The sequence below is a fragment of the Herbaspirillum camelliae genome, assembly GCF_001929405.1.
Classification (GTDB): domain Bacteria; phylum Pseudomonadota; class Gammaproteobacteria; order Burkholderiales; family Burkholderiaceae_D; genus Herbaspirillum; species Herbaspirillum seropedicae.
This window is the reverse complement of record NZ_KV880769.1, coordinates 4,951,997-4,972,108: the sequence shown is the minus strand read 5'-3', so window position 1 is coordinate 4,972,108 and position 20,112 is coordinate 4,951,997. Positions and strand designations below refer to the sequence as shown.

Here is a 20,112-nt window from a genome sequence, read left to right as displayed (position 1 = left end):
CCCGTCATTCAGCGGGGCGGTGTGTCGGCATCTTGTCCGTCGTCCTGGTGCTCGCGTTTCATCGTGCTGTCATATCCAGCCTCTTCCTTGCGGCCAGCTTTCAATTTCGCCTTCTTTTGACGATTCCGCTTGCGTTGCGGCGTACCCATCAGGTATAAAACAACGGTCAAGGGAAATATCCCGTACAGCAGGAAAGTGGCTACGCCAGCGACTGCTGACTGTTCGGTGATCGACATCATGAGAACGACGTAGAGCCATGCGATAGCGACGATGTACATGGTGAAATGGCGCTTCGATACAAACCGTAAAGATACGCGAAAATTGCAGATCCGAGCATGAACAAGCAGAATCCGCAGCAACCCTCTCCCGATGTATCCGCGTGGCTGGCACAGATGTCCGATCCGAAGTTCTGGACCGCTCTGCAGTCGCAATTCCAATCCCAGTTCGCCCAATTCAAGCCACCGGCCCAGGCTTTCCCTGGCTTTGCCGCCATGGGCGTGCCGCCCACGGCCAGCCAGGTCGATCCGACAGCGTTTCTCAAGCAGCTCGCTGAGAACGGCGCGACCATCGACCCGGCCGAACTGGTGCGCCTGCAGCAGGACTATACCCAGCAGTTCGGTGCGCTGTGGCAGTCCATGCTGGCGGCCAAGACGCCGGCCATCACCGATCGCCGCCTGTCGGCCCCGGCCTGGCAGGAACATCCCTACTTCGCATTCCAGGCTGCCGCCTACCAGCTCAATTCGCGCTTCCTGCAGGCCCTGGCCGATGCGGTGCAAGGCAATGAGAAGGTGCGTCACAAGCTGCGTTTTGCAGTGCAGCAGATGATTGATGCGATGTCGCCGGCCAACTTCCTGGCCACCAACCCGGTGGCCCAGCAGAAGATCCTCGAGACGCGCGGCGAGAGCCTGACCAAGGGCATCGCGCAATTGCTGGCCGACCTGCAGAAGGGCCACGTCTCGCAGACCGACGAGACTGCCTTCGAGGTGGGTCGCGATGTCGGCGCCAGCGAGGGTTCGGTGATCTTCGAGAACGAGCTGTTCCAGCTGATCCAGTACAAGCCGCTGACCAAGACCGTGCACGAAGTGCCGCTGCTGATCGTGCCGCCGTGCATCAACAAGTTCTACATCCTCGACCTGCAGCCGCACAATTCGCTGGTGCGCTATACGGTGGAGCAGGGCCATACGGTGTTCCTGATCTCCTGGCGCAATGCCGACGCCGCCGTCGAGACCGCCACCTGGGACCAGTACGTGGACGACGCCGTGGTGCGCTCCATCCACATCGTCCAGGAAATCAGCAAGCAGCCGCAGATCAATGCGCTGGGCTTCTGCGTGGGCGGCACCATCCTCTCCTGCGCGCTGGCCCTGCTGGCTGCCCGTGGCGAAGACCCGGTGGCCAGCCTCACGCTGTTGACCACCTTCCTCGATTTCTCCGACACCGGCGCCATCGATGTCTACATCGACGAGATGCAACTGGCCCTGCGCGAGCAGATGATCGGCCAGCGCGGCCTGATGGCCGGGCGCGATTTTGCCAGCGCCTTCTCCAGCCTGCGTCCCAATGACCTGCTGTGGAACTACGTCGAATCCAATTACCTCAAGGGCGAGAAGCCGAGCGCCTTCGACCTGCTGTACTGGAATGCCGACAGCACCAATCTGCCGGGCCCCATGTTCTGCTACTACCTGCGGCACATGTACCTGGAGAACGCGCTCAAGGAGCCCGGTCGCCTGACGGTGGGCGGCGAGAAGATCGACCTGCGCAAGATCAATGCGCCGGCCTTCATCTACGCTTCGCGCGATGACCACATCGTGCCGTGGAAGTCCGCCTATGCCTCGCTGGGCCTGATCAACACCGCCAAGCGCAGCAACAACCGCTTCGTGCTGGGGGCGTCGGGCCACATTGCCGGCGTGATCAATCCGGCCTCCAAGAACAAGCGCAACTACTGGATCAACGACAAGGCCAAGGCCGGCAGCGATGCCGACGCCTGGCTGGCGGGCGCCACCGAGCATCCCGGCAGCTGGTGGGGGCAGTGGGCGGCGTTCCTGGCCAAGCATGGCGGGCGCAAGGTGGCCGCGCCCAAGGCAGCCGGTTCCACGCGCTACAAGCACATCGAGCCGGCCCCGGGTCGCTACGTCAAGGTCAAGGCCGACTAGCTGGCGGCCTGAAGCAATCAGCCAGCCGGCCAGGGGAGGGACCAGAAGCCGGCGGTGATAAAGAAGAGGGCGGTGACCCGGCCATGCCGGAGCCGCCGACAGAGAGAGACGGCCAGCGCCGCATCCGCGGCGGCGCAGGTCGGACCAATACAGGGAAGCCAGTCAAGACGCGGCCTCCCGACCAATGCGGCGCACAGCAGACGCGAAACAGGGGTGCAGGGTAGTACCCCAATAATCACCATCCAATAAGGAGGCAGCAAATGAGCAAGCGTATCGCATATGTGACCGGTGGCATGGGCGGCATCGGGACCGCTATCTGCACCCGTCTGTGCAAGGACGGTTACACCGTGGTGGCCGGCTGCGGCCCCAATTCCGCGCGCAAGGACAAGTGGATCGCCACGATGCGCGAACAGGGCTTCGACATCCACGCATCCGAAGGCAACGTCTCCAACTGGGAGTCGACCAAGGCCGCCTTCGAGAAGGTGCGCGCCGAGATCGGTGAAGTGGACGTGCTGGTCAACAACGCCGGCATCACCCGCGACGGCCAGTTCCGCAAGATGAGCAAGGACGACTGGGACGCCGTCATCGACACCAACCTGAACTCGCTCTTCAACGTCACCAAGCAAGTCATCGAAGGCATGTGCGAGCGCGGTTTCGGTCGCATCATCAACATCTCGTCGGTCAACGGCCAGAAGGGCCAGTTCGGCCAGACCAACTACTCCACCGCCAAGGCCGGCATCCACGGCTTCACCATGGCGCTGGCGCAGGAAGTGGCGACCAAGGGCGTGACCGTCAACACTGTCTCGCCGGGTTACATCGGTACCGATATGGTGCGCGCGATCCGTCCGGAAGTGCTGGAGAAGATCGTCTCGGGCATCCCCGTCAAGCGCCTGGGCGAGCCGGAGGAAATCGCCTCCATCGTCGCCTGGATCGCCTCGTCCGAAGGCGGCTACGCCACCGGTTCGGACTTCTCCCTCAACGGCGGCCTCTACATGGGCTGACCGGCAGTCGCTGGATGGGGCCGGACGCGGTGCATCGCCGCGTCCGGCTTCTCACTGGCGGGGATTTTCTCCGCCAGGCATGAATGGGCTCCCCATTTTCTTGTCTTCCCCCCTATAATGGCCTGCGTTGCTGCCCTGCAAAAAGCAGGTGGCAAAGTTCCGCCACGGCGGAGCAAGCTGCAACACGGCAGGCAACACAGTAGAAGAAGCAAGGAGAGGGCAAGATCAATGCCCCGGACGCCCGCGGGTCGGGAACGCAGCGACGCGGCCCGCAACCGCTGCAAACCAAGGCCGTCAAACGGCTGTAATGAGAGAGACTGGACTTCAGATGACTACTGCAAAAAATTCGGCAGATCGCTTGATCAAGAAATACCCCAATCGCCGTCTTTACGACACCCAGACCAGTTCCTACATCACCTTGACCGACGTCAAGCAGCTGGTGCTGGACAATGAGGAATTCACCGTCGTCGATGCCAAGAGCGGCGACGACCTGACCCGCAGCATCCTGTTGCAGATCATCCTGGAAGAAGAGTCGCATGGCGTGCCGATGTTCTCCAGTGGCGCGCTCTCGCAGATCATCCGCTACTATGGCCACGCCATGCAGGGCATGATGGGCAACTACCTGGAAAAGAACATCCAGACCTTCATCGACATCCAGAACAAGCTGGCCGAGAACTCCAAAGGTTTCTACGAAGGCAAGCCCTTCAGCCCGGAGATGTGGACCCAGTTCATGAACGTGCAAGGTCCGATGATGCAGGGCATGATGAGCAACTACATCGAGCAGAGCAAGAACCTGTTCATCCAGATGCAGGAGCAGATGCAGAGCCAGACCAAGAACATGTTCGGCACCTTCCCCTTCGGCGCAACTGGTACGCCGCCGGACCAGAAGAAGTAAGGGGCTTCCCGCTCCCTGCCGCAACGGCCCCGTGTGGGCCGTTTTGTTTTTGTGGCGCGGCCTGTGGTGTTGCCTGGATAACGCAAAATCCGGCGCAACTGGGCGGACGATGTACAATAGCGCCCTGATTTTTAAAGCCTTTTTCGGTTTTTCCGTCTTTTCCGGCCGTTTCCCGGCCTGTCTCATTGAGCCATCTGCCATGTCCAACCCGTCTTCTCCCGCCACCCCGGCCCTGCCCAAGGTCGGTTTCGTCTCCCTCGGCTGCCCCAAGGCGCTGGTCGATTCCGAACAGATCCTGACCCAGCTGCGCGCCGAAGGCTACGATACCGCCAAGTCCTATGACGGTGCCGACCTGGTGATCGTCAATACCTGCGGCTTCATCGACGCCGCCGTGCAGGAGTCGCTGGACGCCATCGGCGAAGCCCTGAACGAGAACGGCAAGGTCATCGTGACCGGCTGCCTGGGCGCCAAGAAGGATGCCGACGGCGAGGACATCATCCAGAAGATCCACCCCAAGGTCCTGGAAGTGACCGGCCCGCACGCCGTGGGCGAGGTCATGCAGGCAGTGCACAAGCACCTGCCCAAGCCGCATGCCCCCTTCATCGACCTGGTGCCGCCGCAGGGCGTCAAGCTCACGCCCAAGCACTTTGCCTACCTGAAGATTTCCGAAGGCTGCAACCATCGCTGCAGCTTCTGCATCATCCCCTCCATGCGCGGCGACCTGGTCTCGCGTCCCATCGCCGATGTGATGCTGGAAGCCGAGAACCTCTTCAAGGCCGGTGTGAAGGAATTGCTGGTGATCTCGCAGGACACCAGCGCCTATGGCGTGGACGTGAAATTCCGCACGGGATTCTGGAACGGCAAGCCGGTCAAGACCCACATGACCCAGCTGGTCGGCGCGCTCGGCGAACTGGCCCAGCAGTACGGTGCGTGGGTGCGCCTGCACTACGTCTACCCGTACCCGCACGTGGACCAGATCATTCCGATGATGGCCGAAGGCAAGATCCTGCCCTACCTGGACGTGCCGCTGCAGCACGCTCATCCGGATGTGCTCAAGCGCATGAAGCGTCCGGCCAACGGCGAAAAGAACATCGAGCGCATCCAGGCCTGGCGCGCCATGTGCCCGGACCTGACGATCCGTTCCACCTTCATCGCTGGCTTCCCCGGTGAGACCGAGGCCGAGTTCGAATACCTGCTGGACTTCCTGAAGGAAGCCGAGATCGATCGCCTGGGCTGCTTCGCCTATTCCCCGGTGGAAGGCGCGACTGCCAACGAGATCGCCAATCCGGTGCCCGAAGAAGTGCGCGAAGAGCGCCGCGGCCGTGTCATGCAACTGCAGGAAGAAATCTCCAAGAAGCGCCTGCAAGCCAAGGTCGGCAAGACCCTGCGCGTGCTCATCGATGAGGTGGACCGCAACGGTGGCACGGGCCGCACCTATTCGGATGCGCCCGAGATCGATGGCGTGGTCTACGTCAAGCCGCCTTTCGAACCGCACCGCAAGCTCGAAGTCGGCCAGTTCGTCGATGTGCGTATCACCGCTGCCGACGCCCACGATCTGTGGGGCGCGGCCGAGTGATGCGTAGCCTGATGTTGCGGCGTGGCCTGCTGGCGGCTGCGCTGGTGCTATTGAGCGCTACGGCGCCCGGGCTCTCGGAGGCCGCTTCATCCGGTCCGGCAGCCAATGCTCCGGAGGGCTCCCTGCAGCAGACCCTGATGACGCACGCCCTGGTCTTGCGCGGTCAGATCGATGGGCGAGAGATCCAGCTCTCGCTGCAACCCAAGAAGAATGAAGATGGCCTGGAAGGGCGCTACTTCTTCTTCGGCGGTTCCCCTGAGATCCTGGTGGCGGGGGAGGTCGACGGCGACGACCTCATCATGGAAGAGTCGGTCAACGGCAAGGATGTCTCTGGCCAGTGGGAAGGGCGCCGCCAGGGCCAGTCCATCACCGGCACCTGGTCCAGCGCCGACGGCGCGGTCACCAAGCCTTTCGCTCTGCAATTGCCCTGAGTCCTGCCTGAGGGCGTTTCCACCGGGCCGAGCGCCTTCCGGCGCCGGCGCGCTGCGCGTATAGTGAAGCCTTTGCGCGCAGCTTCCTGCTGCGCCTCTCTCGTTTCCAGAGGCAGACTCGTGTCCGACCCCAAGCAGACTTCCCTTACCCCGCAAACTTCGCTGGTTCACAGCAGCTATCGCGCCCCGGATGGCTTCGAGGCCTTCCCGGTGGGCATCCACCACGCTTCCACCGTCCTCTTTCCCGATGTGGCCGCCATGCGCTCGCGCGACTGGCGCGAAAAGCTCGGTTACACCTATGGCTTGCATGGTACGCCGACCAGCTTCGTGCTGGAAGCCCGCCTGGCCGAGATCGAAGGCGGCAATTATTGCCGCGTCACGCCCAGCGGGCTGGCGGCCATCGCCATGGTCAACTTCGCTTTCCTCAAAAGTGGTGATGATGTGCTGCTGCCCGACAATGTCTATGGCCCCAGCAAGGATCTGGGCCAGTGGCTGGAGCGCGATTTCCAGATCACGGCGCGCTTCTATGACCCGATGATAGGCGAGGGGCTGGCCGAACTGATCCGCCCCAATACCCGCCTGGTCTGGACCGAGGCGCCCGGCTCCGTCTCCATGGAAGTGCCGGATATCCCGGCCCTGTGCCGCGCGGCGCATGCCAAGGGCGTGCTGGTGGCCATCGACAATACCTGGTCCGCCGGCATCGCCTTCAAGGCCTTCGAGCACGGCGTGGACATCGTCATGCAAGCCGTCACCAAGTACCAGTCCGGCGGCTCGGACGTGTTGATGGGGGCGGTGATCGTGCGTGACCAGGCGCTCAATGAAAAGCTGGAGCTGGCGCACATGCGCCTGGGCTTCGGCGTGGGCATGGACGACGTCTATATGGTGCTGCGCAGCCTGTCGTCGATGCGCCTGCGTTTCGACGCGCATGATGCGGCTGCGCGCAAGGTGGCGGCCTGGCTCAAGCAGCGCCCGGAGATCGTGGCGGTGCTACATCCGGCCTTCGAGGATTGTCCTGGCCATGTGCATTGGAAGCGTGACTTCAGCGGCGCAGGCGGCCTGTTCTCGGTCATCTTCGATCCGCGCTATGTCGAGCAGCAGACCGACCGCTTCGTCGACAGCCTGCGCCTGTTCAAGATCGGCTACAGCTGGGGCGGGGCGCACAGTCTGTGCGTGCCGTACCGGATGAAGGGCATGCGGCGCGCCTGGATGCGCGAAGGACAGCTGGTGCGCTTCAATATCGGGCTGGAATCGCCCGAGGATCTGATTGCCGATATCGAGCAGGCGCTGGCGCGGCTGTAAGGCTTTGCGTCTGCTCAGCTCAGTTCAGCCCGCTGGGCGGCGGGTTTGCCGCCCAGAAATTGAATAAAGGTAAATGTTGCTTCTTATCGGCGTTTTGAGCGCGGCTGTGAGGTCATAGAATGGTAGTCATTCTCGATTCAGGTCGGATTTGTGGCGAGAAAAGCGCAAGCGCTTGTAAAAAAACGCAAGTTTTCTTAAGTATTGGCGAGCAGGCCGGTACATTGAGCACAGCTGTTGATGCATCAGGAATACGGTTTTTGCGGCTGAGCTAGTCGCCCTGCAACAACAAGCGAGCCGGATCGCCTCATAATTTACATTGTGTTTCGTTATCAGGAAGACAAGTTTAAAACGGCATTTCAGGCTAGAAACCTTTTGATCAGGAAATTCCTGATTGGCGCTGAAAGTCGCAGACGGACTGAATTGTTCAGAAGAAATAAGAAAAATATATAGGAATAATCTCAAATTTGTAGGACAAATTCCTACGAACCGCGCTGGTTCGGCGCTGACGAAAAATACCGACCAAGTCTAATTTCCCGCCTGTCCTGCCCCCCTCAGAATTGGCTTGCAGTCAAGTAAATGTAACCGACTGTAAGCAACGCAAGATTCTTACCGAGGTGGGGTGCAAATGAATACCAACGACATGATGGCGGAAATCCGCGATGCCAACCTGAGCTATCTCATGCTGGCGCAGCAGATGATCCGATCCGACAAGCCGACAGCGATCTTCCGCCTCGGCATCAGCGCGGAGATCGCCGACCTGATCGAAGGCCTGTCCAATGTGCAGATCATGAAACTGGCCGCGACCAACATGATGTTGACGCGTTTCCGTTTCGACGATGGCGCCATCCTCGGCATGCTGACCAATTACAACAAGGATAAGAGCCTGGCCCAGTCGCATGCGGCCATCCTGATGGCCTGTCAGCCCAGCGAACAAATTTCGTAAAACAACAAGACGAGCAGGGCCCGGTGTGTGCAGGGGATGTACACGCGCCGGAGGGAGAGGACGTTCAGCAGTAGTTCGATGTTTGTGTCTTGAATAAAAGCCTGAAGCTGGCTGCGTGTGTATGGCAGCTGGTTGGGGTCAGGCAGTTTTGTTACGAAATCACCGGGGGGTAGCAGCATGGCTAAGAAAAGCGTTGTCACAGAGGCGCAGGAAATTCAGTTGGCCATAGAATTGATCAACCTGGGGGCGCGCCTCCAGTTGCTTGAGTCCGAGACGTCGCTGTCGCGTGAGCGTCTCTTGAAGTTGTACAAGGAATTGAAGGGGGTTTCGCCGCCCAAGGGCATGCTGCCGTTCTCGACGGACTGGTTCATCACCTGGCAGCCCAATATCCATTCTTCGCTGTTCATCAATATTCACCGTTACCTGGTGGAGCATGCGCGCATCAGTGGCATCGAAGCCGTGATGAAGGCCTACAAGCTCTATCTGGAACAGGTCGGCCAGAACGACGCTGGCGAACCGGTGCTCTCGCTGACCCGTGCATGGACGCTGGTGCGCTTCTTCGAAAGCAAGATGCTCATGACCACGCCCTGCTGCAAGTGCAATGGCCACTTCGTCGTGCATCGTCTGGATCTGCATCAGGATTACCTGTGCGGTCTGTGCCACATGCCCTCGCGCGCTGGCAAGACCAAGAAGGCCAAGGACGCCGTGGTGCTGGGCTTGGCGGAAGCGGCAAGGCCGCTGGCTGCACCCGTGGCTGTGCCGCTGGCCGCGGTCGCCTGAGGGAGCTGCGCATTGCAACGGCCCCGGCAGGTCGCCTCCGCAATAGGGGCCGTTTGAACTGATGTCCGAACACCAGAACCACGTCGGCGCGCGCCGCCGTCCGCTGCGGCAGGCGCCGGCCATTCAGGCACTGTTGCTGTTTGTGCTGGGCCTGATCGGGGCCAACCTGATCGATGTGCTGTGCCAGCGCATGGGCCTGTCGGCTTTTTCCCCTATCGAGATTTCCCTGCTGCACGGCGTACTGGCCGCATTGGCCGCGCGCCTGCGTCGCATGGCGGTCTGGTGGTGGGTGATCCTGCTGGTGTTTCCGCTGGCGGCGCTGGGGGTGGCGCGTCTGCATTTGCCTTCGTGGTTGTTCCTCGCGGTATTCCTGTTCATGCTGCTGCTGTTCTGGTCTACCTTCCGCAGCCAGGTGCCGTTCTACCCCTCGGGGCAGGCGGCGTGGGATGCGGTAGCGGGCTTGTTGCCGGCAGACCGGGCGATCCGCTTCCTGGATATCGGCAGCGGCCTGGGCGGCGCGGTGCTGGACCTGGCGCGCCGGCGTCCCGACAGCGAATTCATCGGCATCGAGATCGCCCCCTTGCCCTGGCTGGTCAGCCGCTTGCGCGCCACGCTGGGGCGGCATCGCTGCAGTTTCGTGCGGGGTGATTACCTGTTACTCGATTTTGCTGACTACGACGTGATTTTTGCCTACCTCTCGCCCGCCGCGATGGTGGCGCTGTGGCGCAAGGCGCATGCCGAGATGCGGCCCGGCTCCCTGTTGCTAAGCTATGAATTCCATATTCCGGGCGCGACGCCGGATGTGGTGATCCAGCCAGAAGGGGGCGGGCCGGTGTTGCATGGCTGGCGGATGTAGCGGATGTTCCGATGGCCGGGGGAGGGGCAGCGAGACGTAACGTCTCAAGTTTGCCCATCTTCGACCGTAAATCAAAAAGGAAGAGCGTTTTTCGGATATGTATTCCCTCATTTGCTTGATTGGAATACCTGTAATCTGATGAACGTGAAAATACACTCAACGCCACAGGGACGGGAGTAGGCACTTGTTAGTCATCATTGGATATATCGTGGTCATGGCGTCCGTCTTCGGCGGTTTTGCCATGGCGGGTGGGCACCTGGGGGCGCTGTTCCAGCCAATCGAACTGCTCATGATCGGCGGCGCCGCGGGGGGCGCCTTTCTGGTCGGTAACAACGGCAAGGCGATCAAGGCCACGCTGAAGGCCCTGCCGACTGTGTTCAAGGGCTCCACCTACACCAAGGCGCTCTACATGGAGCTCATGGCGCTGCTCTTCGAGATCCTCACCAAGTCCCGCAAGGAAGGCTTGATGTCGATCGAAGGCGATATCGAAGAACCTGAGAGCAGCCCCATCTTCAGCAAGTACCCTGGCGTGCTGGCTGACCATCACCTGATCGAATTCATGACCGACTACCTGCGTCTGATGGTGTCGGGCAACATGGATGCCTTCCAGATCGAAAACCTGATGGACAACGAAATCGAGACCCACCACCACGAGGGTGAGATCCCGGTCCATTGCATCGCCAAGCTGGGCGACGGCATGCCGGCCTTCGGTATCGTGGCGGCGGTCATGGGCGTGGTCCACACCATGGAGTCGGTGGGTATCCCGCCCTCCGAGCTGGGCATGCTGATCGCGCACGCGCTGGTGGGTACCTTCCTCGGTATTCTGCTGGCCTACGGCTTCGTCGGTCCGCTCTCCAGCCTCCTGGAACAGAAGCTGCACGAATCGACCAAGATCTACCAGTGCGTCAAGGTGACCCTGCTGGCCAGCCTCAATGGCTATGCGCCGGCGCTGTCGATCGAATTCGGCCGCAAGGTCCTGTTCTCGACCGAACGTCCGACCTTCCTGGAGCTGGAAGAACACGTCAAGCAAGCCAGGGGCAAGTAATGCATCCACTGGCGGCAGACCGATACACATCTACAGCATTGAAGCAGGAGTAAGGCATGGCCGACGAAGGGCTACGTCCCATAATCGTTAAGCGCATCAAGAAGGGCGGCGGTGGTCACCATGGCGGCGCCTGGAAGATTGCGTACGCCGACTTCGTCACGGCGATGATGGCGTTCTTCCTGCTGATGTGGCTGCTGGGCTCCACCGCCAAGGGTGACTTGAACGGCATCGCCGAATACTTCAAGACGCCGCTGAAGGTGGCTATGGCCGGCGGTTCCGGCAGTGGCGACGCCAATACCGTGCTGCCTGGCGGCGGCAAGGACCTGACCCGCACGGACGGCCAGCTGCGCAAGGGCGAGACCGATGTCACCGCGCGCAAGCAGAGCCTCAAGCAGGCCCAGCAAGAGCTGGAAAAGATGGAGCGCACCCGGCTGGAAGAACTGAAGTCGCGACTGGAAAAGGCGATCGATTCCAATCCCACGCTCAAGCAGTTCAAGAACCAGCTGTTGATCGATATCACCTCCGAGGGCCTGCGCATCCAGATCGTGGACGAAAAGAACCGTCCCATGTTTGCCCTGGCCAGCGCGCAGTTGCAGCCCTACACCAAGGAAATCCTGCACGAGATCGGCCGTACCCTCAACGATGTGCCCAACAAGATCAGCCTGTCCGGCCACACTGATGCAACCCCTTATTCCAAGGGCGAGAAGGGCTACAGCAACTGGGAGCTGTCGGCTGACCGCGCCAATGCCTCGCGGCGCGAGCTGATCATCGGCGGCATGGATGAATCCAAGGTATTGCGGGTGGTGGGCCTGTCGTCGGCGGTGCTGCTGGACAAGGAAGATCCGTTCAACCCGATCAACCGCCGCATCAGCATCATCGTCATGAACAAGAAGGCCGAGGAAATGGTGGAGAAGGACAGCGGATCGCTCAACGTCCCCACCGACGCCACCGATGGCGATGTGCAGCAGGGCCTCAGTGTCCCTGCACGGAATTGATCTACGTGTTTTCCATTTGAACAAGGGAAGAGAGCCGGATATGCCGACCAAGACCATGCTGCAGGAGCTCAAGCGCTTGTTGCTCGATACTGCCAGTGGCGGCAGCCGTCAGCTGACGGAAGTCGAGTCGGACCTGGTGCAGACCAACATCCTGCTGGGCGAAGCCATCGGCAAGCTCGGCACCAGCTTCATGGAGCTGCATCGTGCGGTCCAGATGCAGCAGACCATCCTCGAAGGCCTGATGAATGGCAGCGGCGAGATCAACAGCGAGAGCATCGAGCAGTTGAAGGATACCCAGGGGCAGGTCAGTCATTACGTCAATGCGGCCGTCACCGGCCTGCAGTTCCAGGACATGACCAGCCAGTTGCTGGAGCGTATCGTGCGCCGCGTGATCGGACTGCGCGAAGCGCTGGGTGTGTTGAGCGCCAACAGCTTCGAGATCGTCCCGGAGCAGGGGCAGAGCAACGATGAATTGCAGGAGCTGCTGGCCAGCACGGTGCAGGCGATGGAAGAGCGCCTGACGGTGCTGGACAGCGGATTGTGGAAGGCTGTGCGCCAGACGCGCATGGAAAGTGGCGACATCGAGTTGTTCTGAGTGGGACAAGCTTGAACTAGGTCATTTCGGTCCATGCTCATCAGTAGGACCGAAGCCAAGGGTGCGGCATAATGCGAGAGCGCATGAGCCTTATTGAAGAAACAGGGAGTAACGATGTCCAAAACGATTCTCGCAGTAGATGATTCCGGGTCACTGCGTCAGATGGTGGTATTCAGTCTGAAGGCCGCGGGTTACAACGTCACCGAGGCTGTTGACGGGGTGGATGCGCTGGAAAAGGCCAAGTCGCAGACCTTCGACCTGGTTCTGACCGACCAGAACATGCCGCGCATGGATGGCCTGACGCTGATCCGCTCCTTGCGCGAGCTGACCAGCTATGCACGCGTGCCCATCCTCATGCTGACCACCGAATTCAGCGACGAGATGAAGGCCAAGGGCAAGGCCGCCGGCGCGAATGGCTGGCTGGTCAAGCCCTTCGATCCGCAGCGCCTGACCGAAGTGGTCAGGAAGGTGATTGGCTGATCTGCCAGGACAAGAATAACGATATGAACTGATCCAGGATGGAGCCCAGGCATGAGCATTGATATGAGCCAGTTTTTCCAGGTCTTTTTCGACGAGGCCGAGGAAGGCCTCGCCGAAATGGAAAAGCTGTTGTTGGCCGTCAATGTGGCCTCGCCGGATCCGGAGGACCTCAATGCGGTCTTCCGTGCTGCCCATTCGATCAAGGGCGGCTCCTCGACCTTCGGTCTGACGGACATCGCCGAGGTCACGCACGTGCTGGAATCGCTGCTGGACCGCATCCGCCAGGGCCAGATGGCTCTGACCTCCGAACATGTGGATGCTTTCCTGGCGGCCAAGGATGTACTGAAGTCCATGCTGGACGGCCACAAGCATGGGGCCGATGTTGATCAGGGCGCGGTGGCCGATGTGCGCCGCCTGCTCGAAGCGCTGTCGCAGGGCAAGAGCTCCGCGCCGGCCAAGGCCGCCGCAGCGGCGGCCAGCGCGCCGATGGCATCTGGCGGCGTGCGCCGCTACCGGATCGAGATGCCCGTCATCGCCGACAAGGATGCCGAAGCCCTGGCCGATGAGCTGGCCATGCTGGGCAAGATCGAGAAGACCAAGTCGCCCGAAGGGCAGTGGGTCTTCATCCTCGATACGGCCGAGCCGCTCGATGACGTGGTCGCCATCTGCGCCTTCATCGTCAATGTGGCCGACCTCAAGATTTCGCAGGCGGTCGAGTCTGCGCCGTCCACCGAGCAGGAGCGCGGATACGGCTTCTTCGACAATTTCGTGACCCAGGAAGAGCGCGAACGCAGCCAGGGTTACGGCTTCTTCGATAACCATACCGCCATCGAAGACAAGGAACGCGAGCAGGGATACGGCTTCTTCGCGCCTTTCGTGCCGCTGGACATCCGCGCCAGAAAGCCAGACGCCGAGACCCTGAGCCAGCCGCATCCTGAGGATGCGCCGCTGGCCGTGACCGAACACGCCGCTGCCGAGAAGAAGGCGGCCAAGGCCGCCGCGGCGGCCGCCGCCGGCCACGAGTCCTCGTCCATCCGGGTCAGCGTGGAAAAGGTCGACCAGCTCATCAACCTGGTGGGCGAACTGGTGATCACCCAGGCCATGATCGAGCAGCGCGTGGGCAAGCTGGACCCGATGACCCACGAACACCTGCTCAACAGCGTCAGCCAGTTGAGCCGCAATACGCGGGATCTGCAGGAATCGGTGATGTCGATCCGCATGATGCCGATGGATTACGTCTTCTCGCGCTTCCCGCGCATGGTGCGCGATCTGGCGCACAAGCTGGGCAAGCAGGTCGAATTCGTCACCCACGGCGCCGCCACCGAGCTGGACAAGGGCTTGATCGAGCGCATCGTCGATCCGCTCACCCACCTGGTGCGCAACAGCATCGACCACGGCATCGAGTTGCCGGACGCCCGCCGCGCCAGCGGCAAGAGCGAGGCCGGTACGCTGTCGTTGTCGGCCGAGCATCAGGGCGGCAACATCATCATCGAAGTCAGCGACGACGGCGGCGGCCTGAACCGCGACAAGATCCTGGCCAAGGCCAAGCAGCAGGGCATGCCGGTGACCGACAACCTTTCCGACGCCGACGTCTGGCAACTCATCTTCGAGCCGGGATTTTCCACCGCCGAGCAGGTCACCGACGTTTCCGGCCGCGGCGTGGGCATGGATGTGGTCAAGCGCAACATCCTGGCCATGGGTGGGGCGGTCGATATCCGCTCCAGCAAGGGCTTTGGCACCACCATTTCGATCTCGCTGCCGCTGACGCTGGCCATCCTGGATGGCATGTCGATCCGCATCGGCGAAGAAGTCTACATATTGCCGCTGGGATATGTGGTTGAATCTTTGCAGCCATTGGCGCAAGATATCAAGGAAATCTCCGGCCAGGGGCAGGTGCTGCGCGTACGCGGAGAATACCTGCCGCTGATTCCGCTTTATCACATTTTCAACATCGAACCTTCATTCACCGATCCCTCGCAAGGATTGGTGGTCATTTTGGAGTCAGATGGGAAGAAGGCGGCACTTTTCGTGGATGACCTGATCGGACAACAGCAGATCGTTGTCAAGAATCTGGAATCCAACTACCGGAAGGTCGCTGGCATTTCCGGTGCTACTATTCTGGGCGACGGCGGCGTTGCCCTGATTGTCGATGTGGCAGCCTTGCTGCGATCCAGCCGCCAACTGAATGACGAATCTGTATTTTCCTGATTTTTAAAGGGCCTCAACATGTCTGACACTGCATCCAAGAATCTTTCCGGCTTCGGCGAAAAGACCGACAGCAACGGAAACGAATTTCTTGCCTTCACCCTGGGTAAGGAAGAATACGGCATCGATATTCTGAAGGTTCAGGAAATCCGCGGCTACGAAGCCGTGACCCGCATCGCCAACTCGCCCGACTTCATCAAGGGCGTGGTGAACCTGCGCGGCATCATCGTCCCCATCGTGGACATGCGCATCAAGTTCCAGCTGGGCGAGCCGACCTATGACCAGTTCACGGTCGTGATCATCCTCAACATCGGCGGCCGCGTCGTGGGCATGGTGGTCGACAGCGTTTCCGACGTGATCACCCTGACCCAGGAGCAGATCAAGCCGGCGCCGGAGATGGGCACCACCTTCGACTCCGACTACCTGATCGGTCTGGGCACCCTGGAACAGCGCATGCTGATCCTGGTGGACATCGACAAGCTGATGTCCAGCGCCGAAATGGGTCTGATCGAAAAGCTGGCAGCCTGATCCACAGGAGGCCGGCAGCAAGGGATCCGGAGGAGACGCAGCCCGGATCGGACGGCTATCGTCATTCGGCAGCGCTGGAAAAACGGGCTTGATAGTCCGATGCAAAAGAGAAAAAGGCATCCGCCGTCAGGGGGATGCCTTTTTTATTGCGCGCTGCCCCCGTGCATGCCGGCACGGGGCGCTGTGCTTCAGTGGAAGTGCTCCACCGGCGGGGGCGTGTCTTCCGGCATCTCGGCATGCACCAGCTCGCCCTCGCGGTCGGGGAAGAGCGGGGCGCCGCAATCATCGCAGAATTCCATCGTGAAGCGTTCGGCATGATGCTTGATGTGGACGATGCCGCATTCGCGCAGCACCGTCAGGATCTGCTGCAGCGGGCTGGCTGGCAAGCCCTCCAGCAGGCCTGCGCCGCCGGGGATCATCATGGGCAGGTCTTCGCCGCTTTCCTGCTCGTAGAGCGGCCATACCGTGCCATAGACCACGGTAGGGTCGCCGCCGATGGAAAAGCCGATGCGGTATTCATCGATCTGGCCGTTGATGTCTTCGGAAAAGCCGCCGATGCTGGCGTGCAGGTCGGCCGAGGAGATGTCCAGGGTCTGGGTCAGGAAGTAGTCCGCGGCGCGGATGGAGGCCGGGCGGATGCGCTTGTCGGCTTCGCGGCAGCCGAAGAAGTAGGCCTGCGGCAGCAGCAGCTCCACGCTGCAGCCGGGCAGCAGGCGCGTAAACAGGGGCGTAGCCTGCTGTTTCCAGGCCTCGAAGGCGGCTGCCTTGTTGGCCGAGAAGTGGCTCTGCTGTTCGCTTTCCTGCCAGTGGAACAGGGCGCCGCCGGCCGGCACCACCACGGCGGCAATCACGTAGCGGGTATCGGCCAGGAAGGCAGCGGTGGGCGGCTGTTCGCCGCGCAACTGCACCGGGCCGGTCTTGAGCGCCGTCTGGCCCATCTGGCGGGTCAGGGCGAAGACGTCGGCGTGCATACGTGGCAGCTGTTCGATGGAGAACAGGGTCGGCGCCAGCGCCAGGCGCGCATCCTTGGCCAGCACATGGGCGTGCAGGTGGGCGCCGATGGCCGTCAACAGCTCGCTGGTGATGGGGCCCGAGGCGATGGCGAAGCGGGTCCAGGCCAGCACCGGCAGGACCAGCAGCTGCACATCGTAGTCCTGGCCTTCGTGTTCCAGCGAGGTGGCTTCGCTACCGGCCTCGACGGCTTCGATCAGCACGTCGTAGGCGTCCAGGTCAGCCTTGAAGAGGTGATCCAGGGCGGCGTCGATCAAGCCCTGGTGGCCGGTGCGCAGCAGCTTGTTGAGCAGGGCGTCCAGGGGTTTCAGCCAGGCCCGCTCTTCGAGCCGGCTGGAGGCCTGGGCAATGGCTTGCGCAAAGGTCACCAGGTGCTGGCTGTCGGCAGAAAGCTTGGAGGAGGAACGTTTGGCGGGACGACGCATGTAGGCAATCTGTAATCGGTGGAAACGGAACCGTCTATTGTAGATGATTTGGCAGCAGTGTCAGCGACCAGGCGGGGCGTGCATGCCCAAAGGGCAATAGAAAACGCCGGACGAATCCGGCGTTTTCACTGTTGCATGCACCGCAGGGCAAGCCTGCGGTGAGGTCCTGCGTTGTTCTGCTTAGGCTGCCAGCAGTTGACGCAGCACGAACGGCAGGATGCCGCCATGCTTGTAGTAGTCCACTTCGATCGGGGTATCGATGCGCAGCAGCAGCTTGACTTCCTGGGTCTCGCCGTTCTTGCGATGGATCACCAGGGTGGCTTCCTGTTGCGGCTTGATTTCGCCTTCCAGGCCCTTCAGGTCGAAGCTTTCTTCACCGGTGATGCCCAGCGACTGCACGCTGTCGTTGCCCAGGAACTGCAGCGGCAGCACGCCCATGCCGACCAGGTTGGAACGGTGGATACGCTCGAAGGAACGTGCGATCACGGCCTTCACGCCCAGCAGCTGGGTGCCCTTGGCAGCCCAGTCACGGGAGGAGCCGGTACCGTACTCTTCGCCACCGAAGACCATGGTCGGAGTGCCTTCAGCCACGTACTTCATGGCGGCGTCGTAGATCGACATTTCTTCACCGGAAGGCTGGTGAATGGTGATGCCGCCTTCGACGCGCGAGCCGTCTTCCTTGGCCGGGATCATCAGGTTCTTGATGCGCACGTTGGCGAAGGTGCCGCGCATCATGATCTCGTGGTTGCCGCGGCGCGAGCCGTAGGAGTTGAAGTCGGCCTTCAACACGCCATTGGCTTGCAGCCACTTGCCGGCCGGGCTGGATTCCTTGATGGAACCGGCCGGGGAGATGTGGTCGGTGGTGATCGAGTCGCCGAACACGCCCAGGGCACGGGCGCCGCTGATGCCGGTGGCAGCAGCCTTGGGCTCTTCGCTGAAGTTCTCGAAGAACGGCGGCTCGGCGATGTAGGTCGAGGTCGGCCAGTTGTAGACTTCGCCCTTGGCGACGCCCTTGATGGCTTCCCACAGCTTGCCCGGTGCACCCTTCACATCGGCGTAGTTTTCCTTGAAGGTCTTGGCGTTCATGGCGAACTTCAACAGCTTTTCGATCTCTTGCGAGGTCGGCCAGATGTCGCCCAGGTAGACGTTCTTGCCGCCCTTACCCTTGCCGACCGGTTCGGTCATCAGGTCACGGGTGACATTGCCGGCGATGGCGTAAGCCACGACCAGCGGGGGCGAGGCCAGGAAGTTGGCACGGATGTTCGGGTGGATACGGGCTTCGAAGTTGCGGTTGCCCGACAGCACGGCAGCCGCCACCACGTCGTTCTTGACGATGGCTTCGTTCATGGCCGGGGTCAGGTCGCCGGCGTTGCCGATGCAAGTGGTGCAACCGTAGGCGGTCACGCCAAAGCCCAGCTTTTCCAGGTACGGCAGCAGGCCAGCCGCTTCCAGGTACTTGGTCACCACGCGCGAGCCAGGCGCCAGCGAGGTCTTGATGTGCGGAGCCACCTTCAGGCCGGCTTCCACTGCCTTCTTGGCCAAGAGGCCAGCAGCCAGCAGCACGCTCGGGTTGGAGGTGTTGGTGCAGGAAGTGATGGCTGCGATCAGCACGTCACCGTTGTGCACATCCACGCCATCGGCGTTCTTGTAGGACGCGGTCAGGTCTTCGGCCTTCTTGTTGAAGCCGTTTTCAGCGGTCGGCTTGGTGAAGAGGTCGGAGAAAGTGGACTTGACGTTGCCGATCTCGATGCGGTCTTGCGGACGCTTGGGACCTGCCAGCGACGGGGCGACGGTGCCCAGGTCCAGCGAGACTTCCTGGGTGTAGTCGATCTGGCCGGCCTTGGGCACGCCGTACAGGCCTTGTGCCTTGAAGTAGGCTTCGAAGGCGTCGATCTCGGCCTTGGTGCGGCCGGTGCCCTTGAAGTAGTCGATGGTAGCGTCGTCGACCGGGAAGAAGCCCATGGTGGCGCCGTATTCCGGTGCCATGTTGGCGATGGTGGCGCGGTCGGTCAGCGACAGCGATTCGGTACCTTCGCCGAAGAATTCGACGAACTTGCCCACGACCTTGGTCTGGCGCAGCAGTTCAGTGATGGTCAGCACCAGGTCAGTGGCGGTGACGCCTTCGCGCAGCGCGCCGGTCAGGTTCACACCGACCACGTCCGGGGTCAGGAAGTAGACCGGCTGGCCCAGCATGCCGGCTTCGGCTTCGATGCCGCCCACGCCCCAGCCGACCACGCCGATGCCGTTGATCATGGTGGTGTGGGAGTCGGTGCCGACCAGGGTGTCAGGGTAGTAGACGCCGGTCTTGTTGTGCACGCCGCGCGCCAGGTATTCCAGGTTGACCTGGTGGACGATGCCGAAGCCCGGGGGCACCACGCCGAAGGTGTCGAAGGCTTGCATGCCCCACTTCATGAACTGGTAGCGCTCGTTGTTGCGCGAGAATTCCAGCTTCATGTTCAGGTCCAGGGCCTTCTTCTCGCGGAAGTGGTCGATCTGCACCGAGTGGTCCACCACCAGGTCCACCGGGACCAGCGGTTCGATGTTCTTGGGGTTCTTGCCCAGCTTGCTGGCGACGTTGCGCATGGCGGCCAGGTCGGCCAAGAGCGGCACGCCGGTGAAGTCCTGCAGCACCACGCGGGCCACCACGAAGGGGATCTCATCCACGCGGGCAGCCTTGGCGCCCCAGTTGGCCAGTTGCTTGACGTGTTCTTCGGTGACCTTCTGGCCATCGCAGTTACGCAGCACCGATTCCAGCACGATACGGATGGACACCGGCAGGCGCGAGATATTCACGCCCAGCGACTTTTGCAGGGCGGGCAGGGAGTAGAACTTGCCCTTCTTGGAACCGGAAATCGGGAATTCCTTCAGGGTGTTCAATGTGTTGCGAGACATGGCCTCTT

18 protein-coding genes are annotated in these 20,112 nt (G+C 61.5%); 15 read left to right on the top strand and 3 right to left on the bottom strand.

Annotated elements, in window-relative coordinates; translation table 11 throughout:
- Positions 1–8 precede the first annotated feature (8 nt).
- Positions 9–278 carry a hypothetical protein gene (locus tag BGK68_RS22190; protein WP_075258846.1) on the bottom strand — a complete coding sequence of 90 codons (270 nt, stop codon included), beginning with the start codon at positions 276–278 and terminating at the stop codon, positions 9–11.
- Between the two features lie 57 nt (positions 279–335).
- On the opposite strand from BGK68_RS22190, the gene BGK68_RS22185 reads away from it, so the two are divergent.
- From BGK68_RS22185 to BGK68_RS22115, 15 genes are all read left to right on the top strand, one after another.
- Positions 336–2,147, top strand: coding sequence for a PHA/PHB synthase family protein (locus BGK68_RS22185; protein ID WP_075258845.1), 1,812 nt, complete (start codon positions 336–338; stop codon positions 2,145–2,147).
- A 260-nt stretch (positions 2,148–2,407) separates the two neighbouring features.
- Entirely contained in the window at positions 2,408–3,148 is a 741-nt protein-coding gene (locus BGK68_RS22180; protein WP_075258844.1) for a 3-ketoacyl-ACP reductase, read from the top strand.
- A gap of 328 nt (positions 3,149–3,476) precedes the next feature.
- Positions 3,477–4,043, top strand: coding sequence for a polyhydroxyalkanoate synthesis repressor PhaR (gene phaR, locus BGK68_RS22175; protein ID WP_075258843.1), 567 nt, complete (start codon positions 3,477–3,479; stop codon positions 4,041–4,043).
- 199 nt (positions 4,044–4,242) lie between these two features.
- A complete protein-coding gene (gene rimO / locus BGK68_RS22170) occupies positions 4,243–5,619 on the top strand; it encodes a 30S ribosomal protein S12 methylthiotransferase RimO (RefSeq protein WP_075258842.1) in 1,377 nt (458 codons plus the stop codon).
- A complete protein-coding gene (locus tag BGK68_RS22165) occupies positions 5,619–6,050 on the top strand; it encodes a hypothetical protein (RefSeq protein ID WP_075258841.1) in 432 nt (143 codons plus the stop codon). Before rimO ends, BGK68_RS22165 begins: the two co-directional genes overlap by 1 nt.
- A 120-nt stretch (positions 6,051–6,170) precedes the next feature.
- Positions 6,171–7,349, top strand: a complete 1,179-nt coding sequence (locus tag BGK68_RS22160) for a cystathionine beta-lyase (protein WP_075258840.1) — start codon at positions 6,171–6,173, stop codon at positions 7,347–7,349.
- Positions 7,350–7,974: 625 nt separating this feature from the next.
- Positions 7,975–8,292: a flagellar transcriptional regulator FlhD gene (flhD, locus tag BGK68_RS22155; protein WP_008329990.1), complete on the top strand. Its 318-nt coding sequence runs from the start codon at positions 7,975–7,977 to the stop codon at positions 8,290–8,292.
- A gap of 177 nt (positions 8,293–8,469) precedes the next feature.
- On the top strand, positions 8,470–9,072 hold the full coding sequence (gene flhC / locus BGK68_RS22150) for a flagellar transcriptional regulator FlhC (RefSeq protein ID WP_013234946.1): 603 nt from the start codon (positions 8,470–8,472) through the stop codon (positions 9,070–9,072).
- Positions 9,073–9,133: 61 nt separating this feature from the next.
- A complete protein-coding gene (locus BGK68_RS22145) occupies positions 9,134–9,928 on the top strand; it encodes a class I SAM-dependent methyltransferase (protein ID WP_075258839.1) in 795 nt (264 codons plus the stop codon).
- A 184-nt stretch (positions 9,929–10,112) separates the two neighbouring features.
- The gene (motA, locus tag BGK68_RS22140; RefSeq protein ID WP_075258838.1) at positions 10,113–10,973 is read left to right on the top strand and encodes a flagellar motor stator protein MotA; all 861 of its coding nucleotides are present in this window, start codon (positions 10,113–10,115) and stop codon (positions 10,971–10,973) included.
- A 56-nt stretch (positions 10,974–11,029) separates the two neighbouring features.
- Positions 11,030–11,968 (top strand): flagellar motor protein MotB, encoded by a 939-nt coding sequence (motB, locus tag BGK68_RS22135; protein ID WP_075258837.1) that lies wholly within the window; start codon positions 11,030–11,032, stop codon positions 11,966–11,968.
- A gap of 40 nt (positions 11,969–12,008) precedes the next feature.
- Positions 12,009–12,563 (top strand): hypothetical protein, encoded by a 555-nt coding sequence (locus BGK68_RS22130; RefSeq protein WP_013234942.1) that lies wholly within the window; start codon positions 12,009–12,011, stop codon positions 12,561–12,563.
- Between the two features lie 114 nt (positions 12,564–12,677).
- Positions 12,678–13,043, top strand: coding sequence for a response regulator (locus tag BGK68_RS22125; RefSeq protein ID WP_013234941.1), 366 nt, complete (start codon positions 12,678–12,680; stop codon positions 13,041–13,043).
- A gap of 51 nt (positions 13,044–13,094) precedes the next feature.
- Positions 13,095–15,251 carry a chemotaxis protein CheA gene (cheA, locus tag BGK68_RS22120; protein ID WP_075258836.1) on the top strand — a complete coding sequence of 719 codons (2,157 nt, stop codon included), beginning with the start codon at positions 13,095–13,097 and terminating at the stop codon, positions 15,249–15,251.
- Between the two features lie 18 nt (positions 15,252–15,269).
- Complete coding sequence (locus BGK68_RS22115; protein ID WP_013234939.1) at positions 15,270–15,776, top strand: chemotaxis protein CheW; 507 nt, start codon at positions 15,270–15,272, stop codon at positions 15,774–15,776.
- A 188-nt stretch (positions 15,777–15,964) separates the two neighbouring features.
- Here BGK68_RS22115 and BGK68_RS22110 read toward each other — a convergent pair whose 3' ends face one another.
- Both BGK68_RS22110 and acnA read right to left on the bottom strand, forming a co-directional pair.
- Complete coding sequence (locus tag BGK68_RS22110) at positions 15,965–17,212, bottom strand: DUF2863 family protein (protein WP_075258835.1); 1,248 nt, start codon at positions 17,210–17,212, stop codon at positions 15,965–15,967.
- A gap of 180 nt (positions 17,213–17,392) precedes the next feature.
- Positions 17,393–20,104 carry an aconitate hydratase AcnA gene (acnA, locus tag BGK68_RS22105; RefSeq protein WP_034333995.1) on the bottom strand — a complete coding sequence of 904 codons (2,712 nt, stop codon included), beginning with the start codon at positions 20,102–20,104 and terminating at the stop codon, positions 17,393–17,395.
- Positions 20,105–20,112: the final 8 nt, after the last annotated feature.